A 21,152-nucleotide genomic window follows, 5' to 3' on the forward strand; every position below is an offset into this window, starting at 1 on the left:
GTCGAACAGCGCGATATAGGTCTGACGGGTCAGCGCCATAATCGGCGAGTTAGCGTCCGGCTGCCAGCCCGGATAGCCGCCTTTCGGCTTGGTCTGCGCGCCAGCCAGCTGGCCGAGGGAGGTCAGCATCTGCACCACGTAGTCGCGGCCGGTATCGATCAGCGAACGGATCAGGCAGTTAATCTCCGCCTTATCGTGATCCATGGTGACGACGCCGACGTTAAGGGAGGTTTCCACCACGCCTTTCGCCACGTCGGAGTTGCGGATAACGCCGTTCGGCGTGCTGTTCAGCAGGTTCAGGAAGCGGTCGCGGCTCTCTGCGCTCAGCGCCTCGCCCTGATGCGCCAGCGGCTCGGTAACGACGTTGATGTTCTTCTCTTTCACGCCGTGCTCGTTTTGCAGCGCCAGCAGGAAGTGCGCCGCCGCTGATTTCAGCGCGTCGACCTTATGGCTCTCGACCGCCAGCGTGGCGAAGGCTTCGCGCGGGATAGCGTTGCGCAGCGTGCCGCCGGTAAAGTCAATCAGACGCAGGTCGAGTTCGGCGGCGTGCGCGGCGAGGAAGCGCGCCAGCAGTTTGTTGGCGTTGCCGAGACCCATATGGATATCCGCGCCGGAGTGGCCGCCGCGCAGCCCTTTCAGGGTCAGCTTCAGGGTGTCGAAATTAGCCGGAACCGCTTCGCGCGTCAGCGGAAGGGTAGTGATAAAGTCGATGCCGCCCGCGCAACCCATGTAGATCTCGCCTTCCTCTTCCGAGTCGGTGTTGATCAGGATTTCAGCCTGCAGCCAGTTCGGCTGCAGACCGAACGCGCCGTCCATGCCGGTCTCTTCGGTCATGGTGAGCAGCACTTCCAGCGGGCCGTGGGTCAGGCTGTCGTCGGCCAGCACCGCCAGCGCGGACGCCATGCCGATGCCGTTGTCGGCGCCCAGCGTAGTGCCGCGCGCCTTCACCCACTCGCCGTCGATCCAGGGCTGAATCGGGTCTTTAGTAAAGTCATGGGCGGTGTCGTTGTTTTTCTGCGGCACCATATCAAGGTGCGCCTGCAGCGCCACCGGCGTGCGGTTTTCCATCCCGGCGGTTGCCGGTTTGCGGATCAGGATATTGCCGACCGCGTCGCGCTCGACCCAAAAACCTTGCTCTTTCGCCCAGCCGACAATATAGGTGGCCAGCGCTTCTTCATGAAAAGAGGGGTGCGGAATGGAGCAAATTTTGGCGAAGATATCCCACAGCGGTTGGGGAGAAAGCTGAGACAATTCAGACACGACAGGTCTCCTGTGTCAGTGCGCCGGCCAGGCCGGTGTGCGCGAGTTTCCAGTGAATGGTCGCCGTCAGCGGATCTGACGTGATGGGGCTGAGAATATCACTGTTATCGCCGGGTGCGTACTCAGGCGCGCTAAAAAGCCGCAACCAGTGGTTCGGATGCTGGTTTTTAGCGCTGAGGATCCTTATAATCTCGCGCAACCTTTTTCCCGTTGCACATTTTTAAGCCGATTAAACTGGCTGGGATCGCTATTCATGAGTGAAAAATACGTCGTTACCTGGGACATGCTGCAGATTCATGCCCGCAAACTGGCTCAGCGCCTGCTGCCTGTCGAACAGTGGAAGGGCATTATCGCGGTCAGCCGCGGCGGCCTGGTGCCGGCTTCTCTGCTGGCGCGCGAGCTCGGCATTCGCTATGTCGACACCGTCTGCATCTCCAGCTACGACCACGACCATCAGCGCGAGATGACCGTGCTTAAGCGCGCGGAAGGTGACGGCGAAGGCTTTATCGTCATTGACGACCTGGTCGACACCGGCGGCACCGCGCAGGCGATCCGCGAGATGTATCCCAAAGCGCACTTCGTCACTATCTTCGCTAAGCCTGCAGGCCGCCCGCTGGTAGACGACTATGTAGTGGATATCCCGCAAAACACCTGGATTGAGCAGCCGTGGGACATGGGCGTGGTTTACATTCCGCCTATCGTTAAAGGCGCCTGATCGTTTCGTGTTAACAACGCCCGGCTTGCCGGGCGTTGTGCTTTCTGCCGCTGGCATCCGATAGACGGCGGGTAGCATGGCCTGTAGAGCAAAGCGTCCTGCGCCAGGGATGGCGCAGGCCGAGCGGGCAAGGATGCCATCTTTAGCGTCTTTGCGGACAGGCCATGTCACCCGCCGCGCGCAGCGCTCTTTTGCACCTCGCGCCGCTCCTGACCCTGCAGTACACTTAGCCTCTGCCAGAGCCGTCAGGAGAACCGAGCATGTCGAGCAAAAATCTCAGCGAAGAGCTATTTAAGCCGCACTACAACTACCCTGAAACCTCCTCGCTGGTGCGTCGCCAGCACCATGCCCATGTCAACGTCGAAGCGACGCTGGACGGCAGCAGCCAGAACGGCTGGTATCGCATGCTCAACAAACTGATGTGGACGTGGCGCGGCGTGCCGCCGCAGGAGATCATCGAAGTGCTGGCGCGTATCGCCAACAGCGATCAGCGCCATACCGACGACACGCTGCTCGACACCGTGATCGGTTTTCGCAGCGGCAACTGGGCGTTTGAGTGGTCGAAGCAGGCGGGCCTCTGGCAGGCGCGCGCGCAGGAAGAGCGCGACGACAGTCTGGCTGGGGAATACTGGCTGCGCGCCTCGCACCTCTTTAGCATGGCCGCCTATCCCTATATCAAAGGCGACGAGCTGGCGGACCAGGCGCAGACGCTGGCGAATCGCGCCTACGAAGAGGCGACGCGCCGACTGCCCGGCGAACTCAAGGCGCTGAGCTTTAATATTGAAGGCGGCAGCCCGATCACCGGCTTTCTGCATATGCCGCCCAACGCCTCGGCGCCGTATCCCACCGTGCTGCTGTGCGGCGGCCTCGACTCGCTGCAAAGCGATCACTATCGCCTGTTCCATGACTATCTGGCGCCGCGCGGCATCGCCATGCTGACGCTGGATATGCCGTCGGTGGGCTTCTCCGTGAAATGGCGGCTCAATCAGGACACCAGCTTTCTGCACCAGCAGGTGCTGCGCGATCTGGCGAACGTGCCCTGGATCGATCACCGGCGCGTGGCGGCGTTCGGCTATCGCTTCGGCGCCAACGTCGCGGTGCGGCTCGCCTACCTGGAAGCGCCGCGTCTGCGCGCCGTCGCGACGCTCGGCCCGATGGTGCACAGCCTGCTGACCAGCGCGCAGCAGCAGGACGCCATTCCGGATATGTATATGGATATGCTCGCCAGCCGCCTTGGCATGGCTTTTACCAGCGACAGCGCGCTGCGCACCGAACTGAATCGCTACTCGCTCAAAGTGCAGGGGCTGCTAGGCCGCCGCACCCCGACGCCGATGTTGGCGGGCTATTGGCCGGATGATCCCTTCGGCCCGGAAGAAGACGCGCGGCTGATCGCCAGCTCCTCTGCCGACGGCAAACTGCTGCCGATCGCCGCCAGGCCGGCGCTGGAGAATTTCGAGCGCGCGCTGAATGAGGTTTGCGACTGGCTGGCAAAGCGGTTACAACAGTAGCTGGCAAATTCACAGCGGTTTGCTTTAATACTAACGGTCAAACTTATGGAGAATTAGCATGACGTTACCGAGTGGTCATCCCCGTAGTCGCCTGCTTAAGCGCTTCACCGAGCTGGGACCGTATATCCGCGAAGGGAAATGTGAAGAAACGCGGTTCTTTTTCGACTGCCTGGCCGCCTGCGTCAATGTCAAACCCGCGCCGGAAAGCCGTGAGTTCTGGGGCTGGTGGATGGAGCTGGACGCGCAGCAAGACCATTTTACCTACGTTTATCATATTGGCCTGTTCGATAAAGATGGCGACTGGTCCGTGGCGAACATCAAGGGAAAAGAGAACGCTCAGAAGGTGGAAGAGACGCTGCGTAACTTCCATACCCGCCTGAAAGCGATGCTGCAGGAGCTGGATCTGGGACTGGCGCCCGCCAGCGGCTTTAAAGAGCCGGTCGATCTCAGCGCGTAATCCCGACCCCTGAACGGCAGGCATAGTTCGATTCGCTTCGGCTATGCCTGTTCTTCATTAATTGCTGCGCTGGCGCTGCGTTTATATTTTCCTCCGCTTTAGTCATATTTCCCGCCGCGCCTTTTGGATCCCTTTATTCCCGCTTTTATTTACTTCCTCCTCGCAGATATGAACTATTTCCACGGCTTATTTGATTATGGATATTAACTAAAGCCGCTTTATAAAAGCTGAGTAATCAACGTTGCCCGTTGAAATAACCGGTCCAGCTAAATCAGAGAGCAGCACGGTATAATTCCTATTCTTATTTTATTGAGGCGGATCGCACTGACGATTGGTAGACGTTTTCCTGACGAAATGGTGTGATACCGGCCAGCGCGACTGCAATTGTCGCGGCTTTTCTCCGTTTGTTATCGGCAAAAAAAAGAATGCCAACCCGGATATCTAAAAGTCCGGGTGGTCCTGTGCTGTCTCTCTGGAGGAAAACCCTTTGTTTAAATTAAATCCGCTGTTATTAAGCCTGGCCGCTGCGCCCGGGCTGCTTTTTCCGATTACCTGTAGTCAGGCCGCTACGTTAAAACCCTTTTCCCCCTTATTAAATGACAATAAGGCAGGCGTATTTTGCGTCTGTAATGGATCGACGCAAACCCTGAGCGGTATTCAACGCTTTCAGCCGGGCTTAGAGGGTGGTCGCCCGATTACCGTCGGCGAATTGTTATCAAGCGGCAGAATTATTTCCGATGACAATGTTATCGGCGCGGATCGTCTCACGTTCGGCGCGCAGGATTATCTGATTAGCGTGCCCGGCGTCAACGGCAGCGGCAATAATCAGCTGGCGGTGTTTAATTCGGCGAATATCAGCGCGCTCGCCTCGGTGACGTCCGCCAGCGAACTGCCAGACTACTACAACGTCAACGGGCAGCAATATATTGATGCCCGCGTGGCGCAGGTAAGCAACGGCACCATTAACGTCGATATCGGCGTCGACGGCGCGGCCACCACCGCGGCCACCAACGGCTGGAGCATGGCGGCGAAGCAGAGCCAGCTGTTTACCGCCAGCGGCAGCGGGGCGATGAACTGGCAGTCGGCCAACCGCATCGCCTTTACCGGATCCTATACCGAATACACTTACAGCCTGGCCCACTGGGTAGATAACGTCGCCCAGTACAGCGGCCCCTTCAGCGTCACCACGCTGGACGGCAACAGCCGCGAATTCAACGTCGGCAGCCTGAACGATCTGCGGCAGTACAACGACTGGCTGATTGAGCAGCTGCAGAGCGGCAACCTCAGCGCCGGCAGCTACAACGGCGAATTCAATAAGGCGCTGTCGCTCTACAGCGCGCCCATCGCCTATGTGATCGGCGCCGATGAGTATGATGACGAGGTGACGCTGCCGGTGGGCGAGCGGTCGGTGCTGAGCGCGGACGGGCCGGGTGCCAGCGTCTCGGTGCAGAAGGGCGCCACGCTGGAGGTGGTCGACTCGGACGGCGGCGCGGTGCGCGCCACCAACGGCGCGAAGGCCACCATCGACGGCAAGCTGGCCGCCAGCGGATCGGCGGCCCATGAAAACACCGCGCTGCGGCTGGCGGGCGCCAGCGGCGTCAATAACGGCGTCATCAACGGCGGCTTCTTCAACAACGCAGACGGCAGCGGCGTGGATGCGGCGACGCTCGGCTACAGCGGCACCACGGTGCTGGCGACCGGCGGCAGCCGTTTCGTCAACAACGGCGTGCTCAATTACGCTACTACGCAACCAGGCAGCGCGCTGCGGCTAAGCGATGCCCAGGGGATCAACAACGGCGCGATTAACCTCGGCGTAGCGGAGTCGAGCGGCAGCCACAGCAGCGCGGGCGTCTTGCTCGACACCAGCGGCGCCAGCTTTATTAACACCGCGGGCGGCGAGATCTACGTCGGCCGCGCGCCGCAGAATGCGAAAAGCGACGTCGTGGAGGAGGTGGCGATAAACCAGAGCGGCGGCGTCAGCGCCATTGCGCAGCAGTTTAACGCCACCGCGATCAACGACGGTCGCATCGTGCTCGGCAGCAAGGTGCAGAACGCCGCAGCCATGCGCGTCGAGAACGGCCCGGAAGCGATCGCGCTTAACAACGGCACCATCGATCTCAACGGCCGCGCGCAGTTTCGCCCGGCGGAAAGCGTCGGCCTGCTGGCGATCGATTCCGGCAGCGGCGGGCTGGTGGGCAACAACGGCACTATCAATCTTAACGGCGACGGCGGCACCGGCATCAAAGTCATCGCCCGCGACGGCCAGCGCGCTAGCGCCTTCTCCAGCGGGGCGATCAACGTCACCGGCCGCGCCGATACCCTGAACGGCAGCTTCAACACGGCGGTGTGGGTTAACGGACAGGGCGGCGGCAAGGCGTCTGCCACCCTGAGCGGGCCCATCGTGCTGCAGGGCAACGGCGCGGTCGGCATCCGCGCCGAGGGAAACGCTACGGTCGATCTCACCGCCGACGCGGTGCCGCAGCTCGGCGGCAGCGGCGAGTATCAGATGGGCTTCCTCGCCATCGGACCCAATGCCAGAATCAACCTGCCGCAGGCGGGCAACTACGCCACCGGGTCTGACGACTGGTACGCCACGATTTTTCGCTATCAGGACGGCGCGGACTTTGACGGCGCGGGCCTGACTATCGCACCGGGCGCGGCTTTCTCCACCGGCATCGAAGCGGTGGGCGAAGGCTCGGTGGTCAACACCCACGGCGCCACCTTCAACATCGGCAACACCTCCACCGGGCTGCGCATCGAGGGCGGCGCGCAGGGCACCATCGACGCGGCGACGCAGCTTAACCTCAACGTCGGCGGCGCGACGGCGGCGGTGGTAGACGGCAACTACTACAACCTGACGCGCTACATCACCAACAGCTTCGACCAGCCTTTCGCTTCGACGCTGATCAACCACGCGAATATCAACGGTCAGAGTGGCCTGCAGGTTGGTTTGATCGCCCAGTACGGCGGCGCGTTGACCAACACCGGCGACATCAGCCTGCGCGGCGAACAGAGCTACGGCATCCAGGCGCTGGTCGGCGGTCAGGCCACCAGCAGCGGCAATATCAGCGTCAGCGACGGCGCGGTGGCGCTCTTTGCCTCAGGCTACGCCTTTGCCGATCCACAAAGCAGCACCATCACCAGCAGCGGCACGCTCAACGTGACGGCGGGCAGCGCGGACGGCTTTTTCCCCACCACCGGTTTGTACGCCACAGGCGATGCGGCGCGCATTGAGCAGAATGGCGTTATCAACCTTTATGGCGGCAACGCGCTGGCGGGCGAGGCGCTTTATGGCGGCGCGCTGGTGCTCGGTCAGCAGAGCAGGGTGGTGTTTCACGATCCCAACCAGACCGCTTACCGGGTGGTGGAAGGAGGCGGCACTATCTATGCGTACGGCAGCAATCAGGATGTCTCTACCGACGGCTCGACGCTCTACCAGCTGGGCGACGGCGCAATCCTCTCGCTGCAGCGGCTGGGTGAGATCACTCTGAGCGGCGCCAACACCACCGGGGTGAAAATGTCCGGCAGCGCCACGCTCTATGACAATGAAACCTACTTCGTTAACGGCAAGGGCGCGGTGGCGCTGCGCGCCTCCAGCGGCGCCTACGGCGATCTGGGCGACGTGTGGCTGAACGGCGACGAGACCATTGGCGCAATCAGCGAAAACGGCGACGGCGCGGTGTTCAGCAACCGCAACATCATCGGCAGCGGCAAAAACGTTACCGCGCTGCAGGCGTCCGGCGGCGCGACGGTGATGAACAACGGCACCATTATCCTTGACGGCGAGAACAGCACCGGCGTGCGGCTGCTGGACGGCGGCCGCCTGATCAACAACCTCTGGATCCACGTAGCGTCTGGCATCGGGATTGACGCCAGCGAAGGAGCAAGCCTTTATCAGCCCTACAACGGCACGGTGCAGGTCGACGGCGGCATTGCCGGCGCGCGCGTGGGGGAAAGCGCCACCCTCAACATTGAGGGCGATCAGCTGTTCCGCAGCGGTATCTGGGTCAAAGGCGGGGCGGACGCGGTATTGCTGGATCGCGGCGCGGCGGGGCTGCAGGCGAGCGAGATTATCCTCAGCGCCGAAGGCGGCGGCAGCGCCATCAACAACCGCGCCGAAACCGCGAATATTGCGCTGGATAACGCCTACCTCATTCCCACCGACGGCCCAGGCATCCGCTCCGCCACGTCGTTCGACTACGGCGGCAAGGCGACGATTGACGTGCAGGGCAGCGGCGTCGGCTATCTGTTCCAGAACGAGGATGGCTCCGCCACCGCTAACGATTTGGTGGTGCCGCCAGGCTACGCGATTATCGTCAACGGCAGCGGTGACGGCATTCGCGCCCATACCACCGGCCGCGTCTTCGCCGACGGCTTTATCGCCGTGGGCAGCGAAACGGGCGGATCGGCGATTGTCACCCGCAGCGCCAGCGAGGTGATAAACCGCGGCACCATCGTCTCCTACAGCCGCGTCGCGCCGGTGATCGATCTGCGCGGCGGCCAGACGGTGTTTATCAACCAGGGCGATATCAGCGCGGAATACCCGGAAACGCCGATCGTGGCGGGCGGCGCGACCAATGACCAGCTCGCCTTTATCGGCGGCAGCGTCATCGGCGAGGTCGATACCGGCAACGGCAGCGACACGCTTGCCGTCACCGGCGGCACCCTGAATGGCAGCCTGACCATGGGCAGCGGCGCAAACAACCAGGCGCTGATCGAGAACGTCAGCCTGGCGAATACCCGCCATATCACCACCGCGGGCGGCGTCGGCAGCACCCTCAGCTTCCGCAACATCGACGCCAGCGGCGGCTCGCTTAGCAGCGACGACCTCAGCAAAGGGGTTAACCTCGGCGCGGGCTGGAGCACGCTCAACTTCACCAAAACCCAGTGGACGCTGACCGACGACCTGAAGCTGGCGCACAGCACCATCAATATCGACCGCGACTCTACGCTGTTTGCCGGGAATAACGTCAACCCGCTGCTGGCGGGCGCCACCGACGACTCGCTGGTGGTGAACAACGCCGGTACGCTCGATCTGAGCAACGGCGGCGCAGCCAACAATCTGCTGACCATCGACGGCACGCTGGCGTCGCTCGGCGGCACGCTGCGGCTGGCGACGCGGCTGAGCGGCGCAGGCGGCCAGAGCGACGCGCTGCGGGTGAACGGCGACGTCGCGGGCACTACGCTGATTGACGACCGCATTCTCGCAGGCAGCGCCGCGACGCAGAGCGACGCCAGCGGCGACGGGCAGATCGACGGCCGTGAAGGGGTCTCGCTGGCGCAGGTTTCCGGCAACGCCAGCGCCGACAGCTTCGTGCTGCAGAACGGCTACCTCGCCGCCGGGCCCTGGCAGTACGGGCTGTATGCGTTTGCGCCCGACGGCCGCGGCGCGGGCTGGGACTACCGGCTCGCTAACCGCTATATATGCGAGGACGGGGCACTCTGCCAGCCGCAGGCGGGGCGTGCCGCATCGCGCGCGGCGCGTCCGGCGCTGGCGCCGCAGGTGCCTTCTTATCTCTCTGCGCCGGTCGGCCTGGCCTACTACACCCAGGCGATTACCGACGATCTGCACAAGCGTCTCGGCGAACTGCGCGACGGCCAGCGCAGCGGCGCGGGCGGCGAGCTGTTCCTGCGCTATCTCGGCTCGAATCTGACCTACCAGAGCAACCGCGACTTTAGCGACTACGGCTTTGACGCCGACATCGACTACAGCGCGGTGCAGCTCGGCGGCAACCTGCTGCAGCTGGACGGCACGAGCGACAGCCTGCGCGGCGGCGTCGCCTATACGCGCGGCAATACGCGCATTCGTCCGCACGCGGCCGACGGCTTTAGCTCAACCACCTTCGACAGCGACAGCGTCTCGTTCTACGGTACCTGGCAGCGCGACAGCGGCTTCTATCTGGACGGCTCGCTGAGCTGGAGCTGGCACCGCGGCGACACCGATATCGCGCGGCAAAAAGAGGTGGCGAAGCTGAAGGCCGACGGCTGGAGCGCCTCGCTGGAGTCGGGGTATCCCTTTGTTTTCGCCAACGGCCTGCGCCTTGAGCCGCAGGCGCAGCTGACCTGGATGCGCCTGAAGTTCGATGGCGCCACCGATAAGGATGGCACCACCGTGAATTTCAACGACGACGATCAAACCATCGGCCGTCTCGGCGCGCGGCTGGATCGCACCTGGCAGGACGACGCGCAGCGCGAATATACGCCTTACCTGCGCGCCAACTACTCCCGCGGCTGGGGCGGCGGCTCGAAGGTAAAAGTCGGCGCGGCGGGGAGCGACATCGGCCAGGATTTCAACAGCGGCAGGTTCGGGCAGATGTGGGACGTCGGCGTCGGCGGCACGACACGCTTCCGCAACGACGTGTCGCTCTACGCCGAAGCGGACTACCGCAAGGAGATCGACGGCAACGGCGCGAAGGGGTGGCGCTATAACGCCGGGGTACGCTGGACGTTCTGAGTGCGAATGGCAAACCGCACGGATGTTAAAGCGCGGGTGGGGCGGGACGAAGAGCAAAGCGTCCCGCGACAGGGATGTCGCGGGCCGAGCGCGCAGGGAAGCCTTGAGCGACTTTGCGATCGGGCCGTCCCACCCGCGCCGTGCCCGCAGAAGAAAAAGAAAGGGCCGCTGATGAGGCGGCCCTTGTTTATCAGACACATTGAGGGGAAAACACTGATGCCGTCGCGCGTCGCTTCGCGGCGGCGCCAGATTTTTAGAACTGGTAAGTCATGCCCAGCGCAACCACGTCGTCGTTGTTCAGGCTCAGACGGTTGTCGTCGTCCAGCTGGTTGATTTTGTAATCCACGAACGCCGACATGTTTTTGTTGAAGTAGTAGGTGGCGCCCACGTCGATATATTTCACCAGATCCGCATCGCCGATACCGTTTTCGATATCTTTGCCTTTGGTCTGCACATAGCCGAGTGACGGACGCAGGCCGAAATCAAACTGATACTGCGCCACCAGCTCGATGTTCTGCGCCTTGTTCGCCGCGCCCGCGGCCGGCAGGCCCGTTGCGCGGTCGGTGCCGCTGAACGGCGTCATGTTGCGGGTTTCGGTATAGATAGCCGCCAAATAGACGCTGTTGGCATCATATTTCACGCCTGCACCCCAGGAGTCCGCGCGGTCGCCCTGACCGTAAACGCGCGCCTGCTGCTGGTTGGTGCGGTCGGAAGAGGTAATCGCCGACATCACGCTGATGCCGGTATCGCCGATGGTGTAGCCCAGCGACGCGCCGTAGCCGTCGCCGTTCTGGCGGTTGATATCGGAACGCGAGTTGGCGCCGTTGGCGTCGTTGCGGCCCTGGTACTGCAGCGCGAAGCGCAGGCCGTCAACCAGGCCGAAGAAATTGTTGTTGCGATAGGTGGCTACGCCGGTGGCGCGCTGCGTCATAAAGTTATCAGAACGCGCGGTGCCGTCGCCGCCGAATTCCGGGAACACGTCGGTCCAGGCCTCGACGTCATAGAGCACGCCGTAGTTGCGGCCGTAGTCGAAAGAGCCGTACTGGCCAAATTTCAGACCGGCAAAGCCCAGACGGGTTTTGTTGCCGTTGTTGGCGTCGGAGCCTTCAGAGTTATTGACGTTGTACTGATATTCCCACTGGCCGTAACCGGTCATCAGGTCGTTGATCTGGGTCTGGCCTTTGAAGCCGATACGTACATAGGACTTATCCCCGTCCTGGCTGTCCGCGTCGCTCAGATAGTGCATCGCTTTTACTTTGCCGTAGAAGTCCAGCTTATTGCCGTCTTTGTTATACACTTCCGCCGCGTGAGCAGCAGAAGTCAGCGCCAGAGCAGAGACGACGAGTGCCAGTGTACTTTTCTTCATTTGCTATCAATCCCGATGAGTAAAATGTGTTATGCCCCTGAAAAGGGCTTATAAAACAGGGGACGTTTTACCGTCTGGAGATGAACGTTTTATGACATTTTTTCTGATTTCTTGTGATGTGCGAACTTTTGGTCTACCCGCTTGTCTCGGGTTTTTCGTGCTTTTCCCCGGCGGAGAGTTGGCTTCGCTTCTGACTCCTGATAAAAAGTTCCTTCGCAGAAATTTTTTCTTTTTTTACTTAAACGGCAGGAAATATGAGCGGCAGTCAGACCCTGGTGGTCAAATTAGGGACCAGCGTCCTTACCGGCGGTTCGCGCCGGTTGAATCGGGCGCATATGGTGGAGCTGGTTCGTCAGTGCGCGCAGCAGCACGCGGCCGGCCATCGCATCGTGATCGTCACCTCCGGCGCGATGGCCGCCGGGCGCGAGCACCTGGGTTACCCGGAACTGCCCCCTACCATCGCCTCAAAGCAGCTGCTGGCTGCGGTGGGGCAGAGCCGTTTAATTCAGCTGTGGGAGCAGCTGTTCTCTATCTACGGCATCCATATCGGCCAGATGCTGCTGACCCGCGCGGATATGGAAGATCGCGAACGTTTCCTTAACGCCCGCGACACCCTGCGGGCGCTGCTGGACAACCATATCGTGCCGGTGATCAACGAAAACGACGCGGTGGCCACGGCGGAGATTAAAGTCGGCGACAACGATAATCTCTCGGCGCTGGCGGCGATGCTGGGCGGCGCCGACAAGCTGCTGCTGCTCACCGATCAGCAGGGGCTCTATACGGCCGATCCGCGCAGCAATCCGCAGGCGGAGCTGATCGCCGACGTGCATGAAATCGACGATGCGCTGCGCGCGCTGGCGGGCGACAGCGTCTCCGGCCTGGGCACCGGCGGCATGTCCACCAAGCTGCAGGCGGCGGACGTCGCCTGTCGCGCCGGCATCGACACTATTATCGCCGCGGGCAGCCGTCCCGGCGTGATCGCCGACGTGATCGCCGGCAAGCCGGTCGGCACGCGCTTTCACGCTATGCAGTCGCCGCTGGAGAACCGCAAGCGCTGGATCTTCGGCGCGCCGCCGGCTGGCGAGATCACCGTGGACGATGGCGCGCTGGCGGCGATGCTGGAACGCGGCAGCTCGCTGCTGCCGAAAGGCATCCGCGAGGTGCGCGGCAACTTTTCGCGCGGCGAGGTAATCCGTATTCGCAGCCTGCAGGGCCGCGATATCGCGCACGGCGTCTCACGCTACAACAGCGATGCGCTGCGCATCATCGCCGGCCATCACAGCCAGCAGATCGGGGAGATCCTCGGCTACGAATACGGCCCGGTGGCCGTGCATCGCGACGACATGATCGTCAGTTAAGGAGCGGTCAAATGCTTGAAGAAATGGGAAAAGCGGCGCGCGCCGCCGCATATAAGCTGGCCGATCTGTCGACCGCTGAGAAAAACCAGGTGCTGCTGGCGATCGCCGATCGTCTCGACGCGGAACGCGAGGCGATTCTGGCGGCTAACGAGCAGGATCTCGCCGATGCGCGCGCCAGCGGCATGAGCGCCGCGCTGCTCGATCGCCTGATGCTCAATCCGCAGCGCCTGAGCGCCATCGCCGACGACGTCCGCAAGGTGTGCCAGCTCGCCGATCCCGTCGGCCAGCTGATTGACGGCGGCCTGCTCGACAGCGGGCTGCGCATCGAGCGTCGCCGCGTTCCGCTCGGCGTGGTCGGGGTGATCTACGAAGCGCGCCCCAACGTCACGGTGGATGTCGCCAGCCTGTGCCTGAAAACCGGCAACGCGTCGATTCTGCGCGGCGGAAAAGAGACGTGGCGCACCAACGCCGCTACGGTGCGCGTGATCCAGAACGCGCTGCAGGCGTTTGGGCTGCCGGCGGCGGCGGTGCAGGCGATTGAAAATCCGGATCGCGAGCTGGTGAATCAGCTGCTGAAGCTCGATCGCTACGTCGATATGCTGATCCCGCGCGGCGGCGCCGGCCTGCACAAACTGTGCCGCGAAAACTCCACTATTCCGGTGATCACCGGCGGCATCGGCGTCTGCCATATCTATCTTGATGAAACTATGGAGGTCGCGCCGGCGCTGGAGGTGATCGTCAATGCGAAAAAACAGCGCCCCAGCGCCTGCAACTCGCTGGAAACCCTGCTGATCCATCGCGCCGCCGCCGACCGTTTCCTGCCGGCGTTTACGGCGCGTATGGCGCAGGAGGGGATCCCGCTGCACGCCGACGAAAACCTGCTGGCGCAGCTGCAGGATAGCCCGGCCAGCGTGACGCCAGTCAGGCAGGGCGACTACGATGATGAGTGGCTGTCGCTCGATCTTAACGTGAAGCTGGTGGACGACATGGACGCGGCTATCGACCATATCCGCACGCACGGCACCCAGCATTCCGACGCCATCCTGACGCGCAGCACGCAGAACGCCAGCCGCTTTGTGAAGCAGGTCGACTCCTCGGCGGTGTACGTCAACGCCAGCACGCGTTTCACCGACGGCGGCCAGTTCGGTCTCGGCGCGGAAGTGGCGGTGAGCACTCAGAAGCTGCATGCGCGCGGCCCGATGGGGCTGGAGGCGCTAACGACCTACAAATGGGTCGCGTGGGGCGACGATACACTGCGCCCCTGATTGCGACTTTATTTAACAAAAAGGGTGCCCAGAGCGGGCGCCCTTTTTTTTAACCCCTGTTTTTCGATCCAGTTAATTTTGGAGTTTTCAGGTGCGACATTCGACACCTCTGGACGCCACTTTTTTTTCGACAAGGTGGCTGTCTGTTTTTTGCCCGTTTTTCTACGGAACATTCCTGAAAGCCCCGCTGCAACGGGGCGCGGCGCGATCGAGACTGGTTGCCCAGAGTATGAGGAGGATAATGATAATTAGCGTTGCTTTACAAAAGCAATTGGGTAGCAAACGGACGGTAATATAAAATGAACTGGTAGCAATAATGAAAATAACATCCAGTATCTCCTCTATGGCAGATTATTAACTAATGGTTAAAAAAGAGAGTACGAGACAAGCTTTCACTGCCAGGCTGATTGCCGCGTGCGAAAGTGCGGGAATTGTCGGACATGGACGAAATAAACAGGTTGCCAAAGCGTTACAGCAGCTGGGGTGCAAAATATCGACGCCGGGCGTGTGGAAGTGGTTCAACGCACAGTCCGTGCCTGATGATAACAATTTGCTGGCGCTAAGCCGCCTGCTGGGCGTACGGGTTGAGTGGCTGCAGTACGGGATGGAAAAGCCCGCCCAATCGCTGACGATTGACAGCCTGAAGGCGCAGCGCAACGTTTTCCGTATCGAAAGCCTCGATATTGGGCAGAAGTCAGCCTCGGGGCTGCACGCGCGCGATGAGTTTGTTGAGACCATCCATGCCATTGAATATGGCGTGGATGAGGCGCGCGTGCTGTTCAACGGTCGGCCGGCGGAAAATATCCGTTTGATAGCGATCAACAGCGATTCGATGGTGGAGACTTTCGCGCCGCGCGATCAGCTGTTCGTGGACATCAGCGTGAAGTTTTTCGACGGGGACGGCATCTATATTTTTACCCTTGATAACCAGCTGTACCTCAAGCGTTTGCAGCTCCAGCATAAGAAAATTGCTGTTATTTCAGATAATAAGCGTTACGAAACCTGGTATCTTAATCGGGAGGACGTCGATAGCATGCAGGTCATGGCCAAGGTGATCCTGAGTCAGGCGCGGCACTACCAGCTGCTGGGTTAACCGCTGGCTAAAATTCATCCATTTGCAACCTGCTGAAAAAAAATAATTCAGCAGAATTCAAAAATTTAACCAATGGTAAATAAAAATTAACTGTTGGTGTTTGATAAAGCATAAGAACAGGTTAATAATTTGAGCGTGGACCAACGAAGCCCTTCTCTCACGGAATGAGCCGCTCTTAAACAATCGAGGCGCTGCACAAGCGCGAATCAAACCATCCAAAGTCAGTGAACTTTGGGATGGGGTGGATGCGCACATGCAGCGTCGTAAGATGCCGCCTTTTTCTCCCAACTCGCGCTTAGCCTGGCTGTTATTACAGCCGGGGCATTGCGCCGTGAGCGGAAAACGCGGCATCCGGGACGGTTCGGCTTGCCGAAAACCCATGCCTGCCACCCCATCGCCAAAGACTCATTCACAGGAGGAGTTATGGCGATAATACACTATGGCAAAAGCGTCTTCGTAGGTAATGCACGCACCCGCAGGCATCGGCGGCGCCAGCCGCTCAGTCGACTTAAGCTCAGCATCGATCAGGCGCTGGGCTGCGAACCCGAAAGTCCCCCGTTACGTCACGCCGAACGCATCGCTCAGCGTCCGGTGACCTCACGTGTTGAGCGGGCGATTGCCCCAACGCCCGTTAACCGTGCTGAAACCGCCAGTTTCGATAACTGCTGTTTGCCGCATGTGCATCTCTACGCCGTGCGCTAAATCTGCTCTCTATCCGCCTGTACCGCTGTATCTCACCTTTTCTCCCGTTTTGTCTGGACGGGAATTCTCAACGCACTGTTTAGTCACGCTGCTGGTTTCACCTGCGGGTTTGCTGGGGTTATGCCTGGCACTGATCAGTGCAATTTAACTGTTGCTGTCGCATGGAGAACGTCTTCCCATGCCCGGAAAAGAGGAATGGTCATGAGCCAGATTATTGAGATTCTCAATTTTGAAGAGGGTTACGTCGAAGCGCCTTATCTCGACACGCAGGGTTTTCCCACCGTAGCGGGGGGCATACGCATCGGCCCGAAAGGCGCGTCGCTCAATAACTACGTGTTTCGCGTGCCGCGCCAGGTCGGCGACGTCTGGAAGAAGTGCATTATCGAAGGCAAAGCCCAGCAGATGCAGGGCCTGCCGCTGCTGCAGCAGGCGCTGGCGAAGTGCAACGACGCGCGCAGCGATGTGCTCTACAGCATGGCCTATCAGCTCGGCGTCGATGGACTCTCTCTGTTTAAAAACATGATGACCGCGGTGGCGGCCGAGGATTACGACAGCGCGGCCAACGCCATGCTCAATAGCCTGTGGGCGCGTCAGACGCCGGGACGCGCCCGTCGTCATGCCGAAGTGATGCGCAGCGGCACCTACGACGTCTACAGGGGGCTGCTATGAGATGGCTCTTTTTTATCATCGCCGTGCTGATGGTGGTGATCGTGCTGCTGATCATGCAGCGCTTTACCACGCTGGAGTTCGTGGCGCATGCGCGCCTGCTATTCAAAACCTGGTCGGTCTGGCTGGCGTCGCTCGGGTCGATGCTTAGCGCCTGGGTGCAATCTTTTCCCTCCGCCTCGCTGGACGCCTGGAACGCCCTGCCGGAAGACGTGAAATCCATTCTGCCCCACAACTACCTCGGCCTGATCGGCGCCTTTATGGTGGCGATGGGCGTGATCGCGCAGTTTGTGCGGCAAAAGAACCTGGTGCTGCAGAAGCAGCAGCTTGAGGCGAAAAAATCATGAGTTTATTTACCGCACTGCTTAGCGGCGGCTGGCACTGGCTCGCCGTCATCGGCGCGCTGATCGCCGCGCTGGGCGCCAGCTACTTCGGCGGCAAAAAGATCGGCAAGGTGCAGCAGCAGGCCGAAGCCGATACCAAAAGCGCGCAGAAAGAGGCGGCGCAAACCGCTGCCGTCGCGCAAAAACAACAACAGCATCGCGAGGAGGCGACCCGTGTTACCACCGAGAACAGCAATCTTGATGACGCTGCTGCTCGCGACAAGCTGCAGCAGTCGAAATACAACAAACCCTGAGCCTACGGCCGTCACCGATTCGGCCTGCGTGCTTTTTTCACCGATTTACACCCACGGCGACGACGCGCAACGCATGGACGTTCGCACGGTTCGCGCCATCAATACCCACAACGACATGTGGGATCGGCTTTGCGGCCATCCGACCAAACCCTGATTAACGACGTGCTTAAGTACCCTAAATCCTGAGGAGGATACCATGATTGAAGTGAACTCTTTTGCCGAGCTGCGTACCACCAAACCCGCCACAGCAGGCCAGGTCGCCAGTCTGAACCGTTACTACGATAAGGATTCCACCTTCCGCGGCGGCGGCGATTTTGTCGGCTATCTCGGCACCACCACGCTCAAAGATGACGGCGGCACCATCGCGGTTGGCGACGGTTTCTACTGGAAGCGCACCATCAACGATCCCGCAGAGCTGAACGTGCTGCACTTCGGGGCGAAAGGCGATGGCTACGCCGACGATACGGAAGCCTTTATGCGCATGTACAACTGGACCAAAACCTGGAACGCCAACTGCGTCGCGCTGCCCGTGCGTTTTCCCGGCGGGAAATTCCTGATCAAGCCGATCGATCTCAGCGCCACCGACGCGACCTTTTTTGGTCTGCTCGGCGACGATTCGCCGCTGGGCTCGCTGCCGCGCACCACCATCATCTCCGATAAGAGCGATACGCCGGTGTTCAAGGTGAAAGCGCGCCGCACGGTGATTGCCGGCATGGCGTGGAACGGTCAGGCCAGCGCCGATACCGTTGCCAATACCGGCACCATCACCGCAGATATGGTGAGCAACAAGCAGCCGTTCTTCGAAAACACCTGTATCGAGGGGGAAACGGTGAATATTCACTGCTTCCGCGCGCAGAATACCGGCGGCACGGTGTTCAAGCTGCTGGACACGCTCGACAGTAAGTTCGACCAGATCTACACCCTCTACACCTATTCGCGCGTATTCGATGTAGGCTGGTCAAACTCACCGCGCGGCGTCTGGGACCACTCGACGGCGATCGAGCTGAGCAACGCCAACTTCCAGACCGGCTACGGCGACGCCACGCTCTATATGCCGCGCGTCACCCAGGGGATTCTGCGCAACGTCTGGATTGAGCATACGCGCAACCCGGGCGATCTCTCCGACGGCGGCTGGACCATCGACACGCTGAACATTGAAGATTGCGGCAGCCCGTTCAATCTGAACAATGCTCGCGTGGTGATGCGTCAGATCGGCCTGCAGTCCGGGGCGAGGATCTCTCAGGACGCCGCCAGCGGCCGCTGGCTCTCTACCTTCGAGTATGGCTATCGCCGCGATGAAAACCACGGCACCTTTATGACCGGCTCGCTGCGGGTAGGGTACTTCAGCGGTTATAAGGTGACCAACAATACCGCTACCGATAACTGGTATCGCCTCGGCCAGTTCTTTTTCCCCAACGCTAACCAGCAGTGGGTTATCGAGATGATCGGCAAAGGCGACGCCACCTCGCCATCCACCACCGCCGCTTCGCCGGTGAATATGGTGGGCACCGGTAAAACCATCATTAACCTGCAGCGGCTGGAAACCGTCTGGGCCGACGCCCACCATATGGGGCAGCCGGCGGTGTTGGATATCCGCTACAACCGCGTCGGCACCACCTACGCGGTGGTCTGGGTAAAGCTGGCGGCAAACAGTGGGGACACCATGTTCAACCTGAAATGTACCGGCCCGACGCGCTTCGATGCCGGTTCATGCTCGCTGTTCCAGTCTGATCTGTCGATGGTAACGGATACCACCAAAATGGGGACGCTGAAGCCGGCGGCGCGCTTTGGCCTGCACAATGGAGTGGCGGGTATCGGCGCCAACGAGAAAGGCGTAGTCACGCTCGCGACGACCGCGGGTACGCCGACAAATAAAACCACGCCTTCGGGCTTTGTGCTGATCAATATCAATGGTACCGACCGCAAGGTTCCTTATTACGATTGATGAAAGGCACTTTTGGCGAGGCTGCGGCCTCGCCTTTTTTTGTTTCTGGCGTCTGAAACGTGCGGGAAGGAGAGGAGCGTGCTGTTTTCCTTGCCAGATGACGAGAAAAGCAGCATCCGCGCGCTGCGGCTCTTGACGGAAGTGACGCTTTTTTCTAACTTATTGCTCCGTAGTTCTCACCTCTATGCCGGTGTAGCTCAGTTGGTAGAGCAGCGCATTCGTAATGCGAAGGTCGCAGGTTCGACTCCTGTTTCCGGCACCAGTCATTTCAAGCCTGTACTCTGATCTCTCTCTCTTTTCCCTGATGCGGTGGGAGAGCGTTGAGACAGCAGCAGTACCGTCCAGCTCCTCTCAGGCCACTCAAGATTACCTGCTCATCCTTATCGTTAGCCTGTCTGTCATCCCTGTTGCAAACGCTTAACGTTACGTGCCGGCTGATAAAATTAAATTACTGCAATATCAGATAGTTAATTTCTTACAGGCATAGCGCGGTGTTTTTTTGTTTGCTATTAAATAGCGCGCTATATATATTCAGCCCATCCCGAATGCGCCGCTGCGAAAGCTGCACATTTAAATAGCGTGCGATTTAATAGCGAAATACTTGAAGGAGTCATCTGATGAGCATTAAACATACCGTTTTAGCGCTGGCGCTGATCGCCGCGTCTGCCAACAGCTTCGCCGACGCGCCACAGCCGGAGCGCCACGTACAGGCTTTTTTGAACGCGCTGAACAGCAGCGGCGGTAAACCTATTGAGCAGCTCTCGCCGCAGGCGGCGCGCGAGGTGCTGATCGGCGCGCAAAAGGGGGCGACACTGCCTGAGGCCGAAGTGACGGAAAAAACCATTGAGGTGAACGGCCAGCCTTTAAAGCTGAATATCGTTAAGCCCAAAGGGGCGCAGGGCACGCTGCCGGTATTTATGTTCTTTCACGGCGGCGGCTGGGTGTTAGGGGATTTTCAGACCCATGAACGCCTGGTGCGCGACCTGGTGGTCGAGTCGGGCGCCGCCGCGGTCTTCGTTAACTATACGCCGTCGCCGGAAGCGCACTATCCCGTCGCCATCAACCAGGCCTACGCCGCTACCCGCTGGGTAGCGGAGCACGGCGCCGATATTGGCGTAGACGGCAAGCGTCTGGCGCTGGCGGGCAACAGCGTCGGCGGTAACATGGTGGCGGCGGTGGCGCTGCAGGCGAAGCAGCAGCATGCCCCGGCGATTCGCTACGAGGTGATGCTGTGGCCGGTGACCAACGCGCGCTTCGATACCGGCTCCTATCAGCAGTTCCAGAAAGGCTACTTCCTGACGCGCAATATGATGAAATGGTTCTGGGATAACTACACCACCAAAGCAGGCGACCGTAACAATATTCTGGCGTCGCCGCTGCGCGCAACTCGCGAACAGCTGCAGGGATTGCCGCCAACCTTAATTCAGACCGCCGAGCTTGACGTGCTGCGCGATGAAGGCGAGGCCTTTGGCCGCAAGCTGGACGCGGCAGGCGTCGACGTCACGGTCACGCGCTACAATGGCCTGATCCACGACTACGGTTTGCTGAACGGGCTGAGCGACGTGCCGGCGGTGCGTACCGCGCTGCGCCAGGCGGCCGATGGGCTGAAAACGCACCTGAAGTGATGCTGCGCCAGGCGAAACGCCTGGCTTTTTTTCCTTTGCCGCAGCACAAAAAATGCAAGGAATCCGTGACCGGCCTGGGTTAGATTAGTAAAATCATACTC

General features: G+C 60.5%; 16 protein-coding genes and 1 tRNA gene. 15 read left to right on the forward strand and 2 right to left on the reverse strand.

What is annotated here, in order from left to right; genetic code table 11:
* Window positions 1-1,260, reverse strand: a 1,260-nt coding sequence (gene pepD / locus HA46_RS16515) for a beta-Ala-His dipeptidase (RefSeq protein WP_084885490.1), incomplete at its 3' end; no start/stop codon positions are given.
* A gap of 253 nt (window positions 1,261-1,513) precedes the next feature.
* On the opposite strand from pepD, the gene gpt reads away from it, so the two are divergent.
* The 4 genes from gpt (at window position 1,514) to HA46_RS16540 (ending at window position 10,394) form a co-directional block, all read left to right on the forward strand.
* A complete protein-coding gene (gene gpt, locus HA46_RS16525) occupies window positions 1,514-1,975 on the forward strand; it encodes a xanthine phosphoribosyltransferase (protein ID WP_033752804.1) in 462 nt (153 codons plus the stop codon).
* A 260-nt stretch (window positions 1,976-2,235) separates the two neighbouring features.
* On the forward strand, window positions 2,236-3,483 hold the full coding sequence (gene frsA, locus HA46_RS16530) for an esterase FrsA (protein ID WP_084885457.1): 1,248 nt from the start codon (window positions 2,236-2,238) through the stop codon (window positions 3,481-3,483).
* Window positions 3,484-3,541: 58 nt separating this feature from the next.
* Window positions 3,542-3,940, forward strand: coding sequence for a sigma factor-binding protein Crl (gene crl / locus HA46_RS16535; protein ID WP_033788722.1), 399 nt, complete (start codon window positions 3,542-3,544; stop codon window positions 3,938-3,940).
* 487 nt (window positions 3,941-4,427) lie between these two features.
* Window positions 4,428-10,394, forward strand: a complete 5,967-nt coding sequence (locus HA46_RS16540; protein ID WP_084885459.1) for an autotransporter outer membrane beta-barrel domain-containing protein — start codon at window positions 4,428-4,430, stop codon at window positions 10,392-10,394.
* Between the two features lie 253 nt (window positions 10,395-10,647).
* On the opposite strand, the gene ompC is transcribed toward HA46_RS16540, so the two are convergent.
* The gene (gene ompC, locus HA46_RS16545; protein WP_033788724.1) at window positions 10,648-11,760 is read right to left on the reverse strand and encodes a porin OmpC; all 1,113 of its coding nucleotides are present in this window, start codon (window positions 11,758-11,760) and stop codon (window positions 10,648-10,650) included.
* Between the two features lie 254 nt (window positions 11,761-12,014).
* Here ompC and proB point away from each other — a divergent pair, with 254 nt between their 5' ends.
* The 11 genes from proB to HA46_RS16595 all read left to right on the forward strand — a co-directional run bounded on the left by proB (window position 12,015) and on the right by HA46_RS16595 (window position 21,051).
* The gene (gene proB, locus HA46_RS16550) at window positions 12,015-13,118 is read left to right on the forward strand and encodes a glutamate 5-kinase (protein WP_033788725.1); all 1,104 of its coding nucleotides are present in this window, start codon (window positions 12,015-12,017) and stop codon (window positions 13,116-13,118) included.
* Window positions 13,119-13,129: 11 nt separating this feature from the next.
* Entirely contained in the window at window positions 13,130-14,383 is a 1,254-nt protein-coding gene (gene proA / locus HA46_RS16555; RefSeq protein WP_033788726.1) for a glutamate-5-semialdehyde dehydrogenase, read from the forward strand.
* 361 nt (window positions 14,384-14,744) lie between these two features.
* Window positions 14,745-15,476 (forward strand): XRE family transcriptional regulator, encoded by a 732-nt coding sequence (locus tag HA46_RS16560; protein ID WP_084885461.1) that lies wholly within the window; start codon window positions 14,745-14,747, stop codon window positions 15,474-15,476.
* 423 nt (window positions 15,477-15,899) lie between these two features.
* Window positions 15,900-16,178: a transcriptional antitermination N peptide gene (locus HA46_RS16565; protein WP_071997375.1), complete on the forward strand. Its 279-nt coding sequence runs from the start codon at window positions 15,900-15,902 to the stop codon at window positions 16,176-16,178.
* Window positions 16,179-16,379: 201 nt separating this feature from the next.
* Window positions 16,380-16,847 carry a lysozyme family protein gene (locus tag HA46_RS16570; protein WP_084885464.1) on the forward strand — a complete coding sequence of 156 codons (468 nt, stop codon included), beginning with the start codon at window positions 16,380-16,382 and terminating at the stop codon, window positions 16,845-16,847.
* Window positions 16,844-17,191 carry a DUF7940 domain-containing protein gene (locus HA46_RS16575; protein WP_033788729.1) on the forward strand — a complete coding sequence of 116 codons (348 nt, stop codon included), beginning with the start codon at window positions 16,844-16,846 and terminating at the stop codon, window positions 17,189-17,191. The genes HA46_RS16570 and HA46_RS16575 overlap by 4 nt, the downstream gene beginning before the upstream one ends.
* Window positions 17,188-17,481 carry a hypothetical protein gene (locus HA46_RS16580; protein WP_033788730.1) on the forward strand — a complete coding sequence of 98 codons (294 nt, stop codon included), beginning with the start codon at window positions 17,188-17,190 and terminating at the stop codon, window positions 17,479-17,481. Before HA46_RS16575 ends, HA46_RS16580 begins: the two co-directional genes overlap by 4 nt.
* A 28-nt stretch (window positions 17,482-17,509) precedes the next feature.
* Window positions 17,510-17,635, forward strand: a complete 126-nt coding sequence (locus HA46_RS21460; RefSeq protein WP_280174261.1) for a hypothetical protein — start codon at window positions 17,510-17,512, stop codon at window positions 17,633-17,635.
* 42 nt (window positions 17,636-17,677) lie between these two features.
* Window positions 17,678-19,426: an amylovoran biosynthesis protein AmsF gene (locus HA46_RS16585; protein ID WP_084885466.1), complete on the forward strand. Its 1,749-nt coding sequence runs from the start codon at window positions 17,678-17,680 to the stop codon at window positions 19,424-19,426.
* 186 nt (window positions 19,427-19,612) lie between these two features.
* Window positions 19,613-19,688 (forward strand) — tRNA-Thr (locus HA46_RS16590).
* Between the two features lie 355 nt (window positions 19,689-20,043).
* Window positions 20,044-21,051 carry an alpha/beta hydrolase gene (locus HA46_RS16595; RefSeq protein WP_084885468.1) on the forward strand — a complete coding sequence of 336 codons (1,008 nt, stop codon included), beginning with the start codon at window positions 20,044-20,046 and terminating at the stop codon, window positions 21,049-21,051.
* Window positions 21,052-21,152: the final 101 nt, after the last annotated feature.

Source organism: Pantoea septica, from assembly GCF_002095575.1.
GTDB classification, from domain to species: Bacteria; Pseudomonadota; Gammaproteobacteria; order Enterobacterales; family Enterobacteriaceae; genus Pantoea; species Pantoea septica.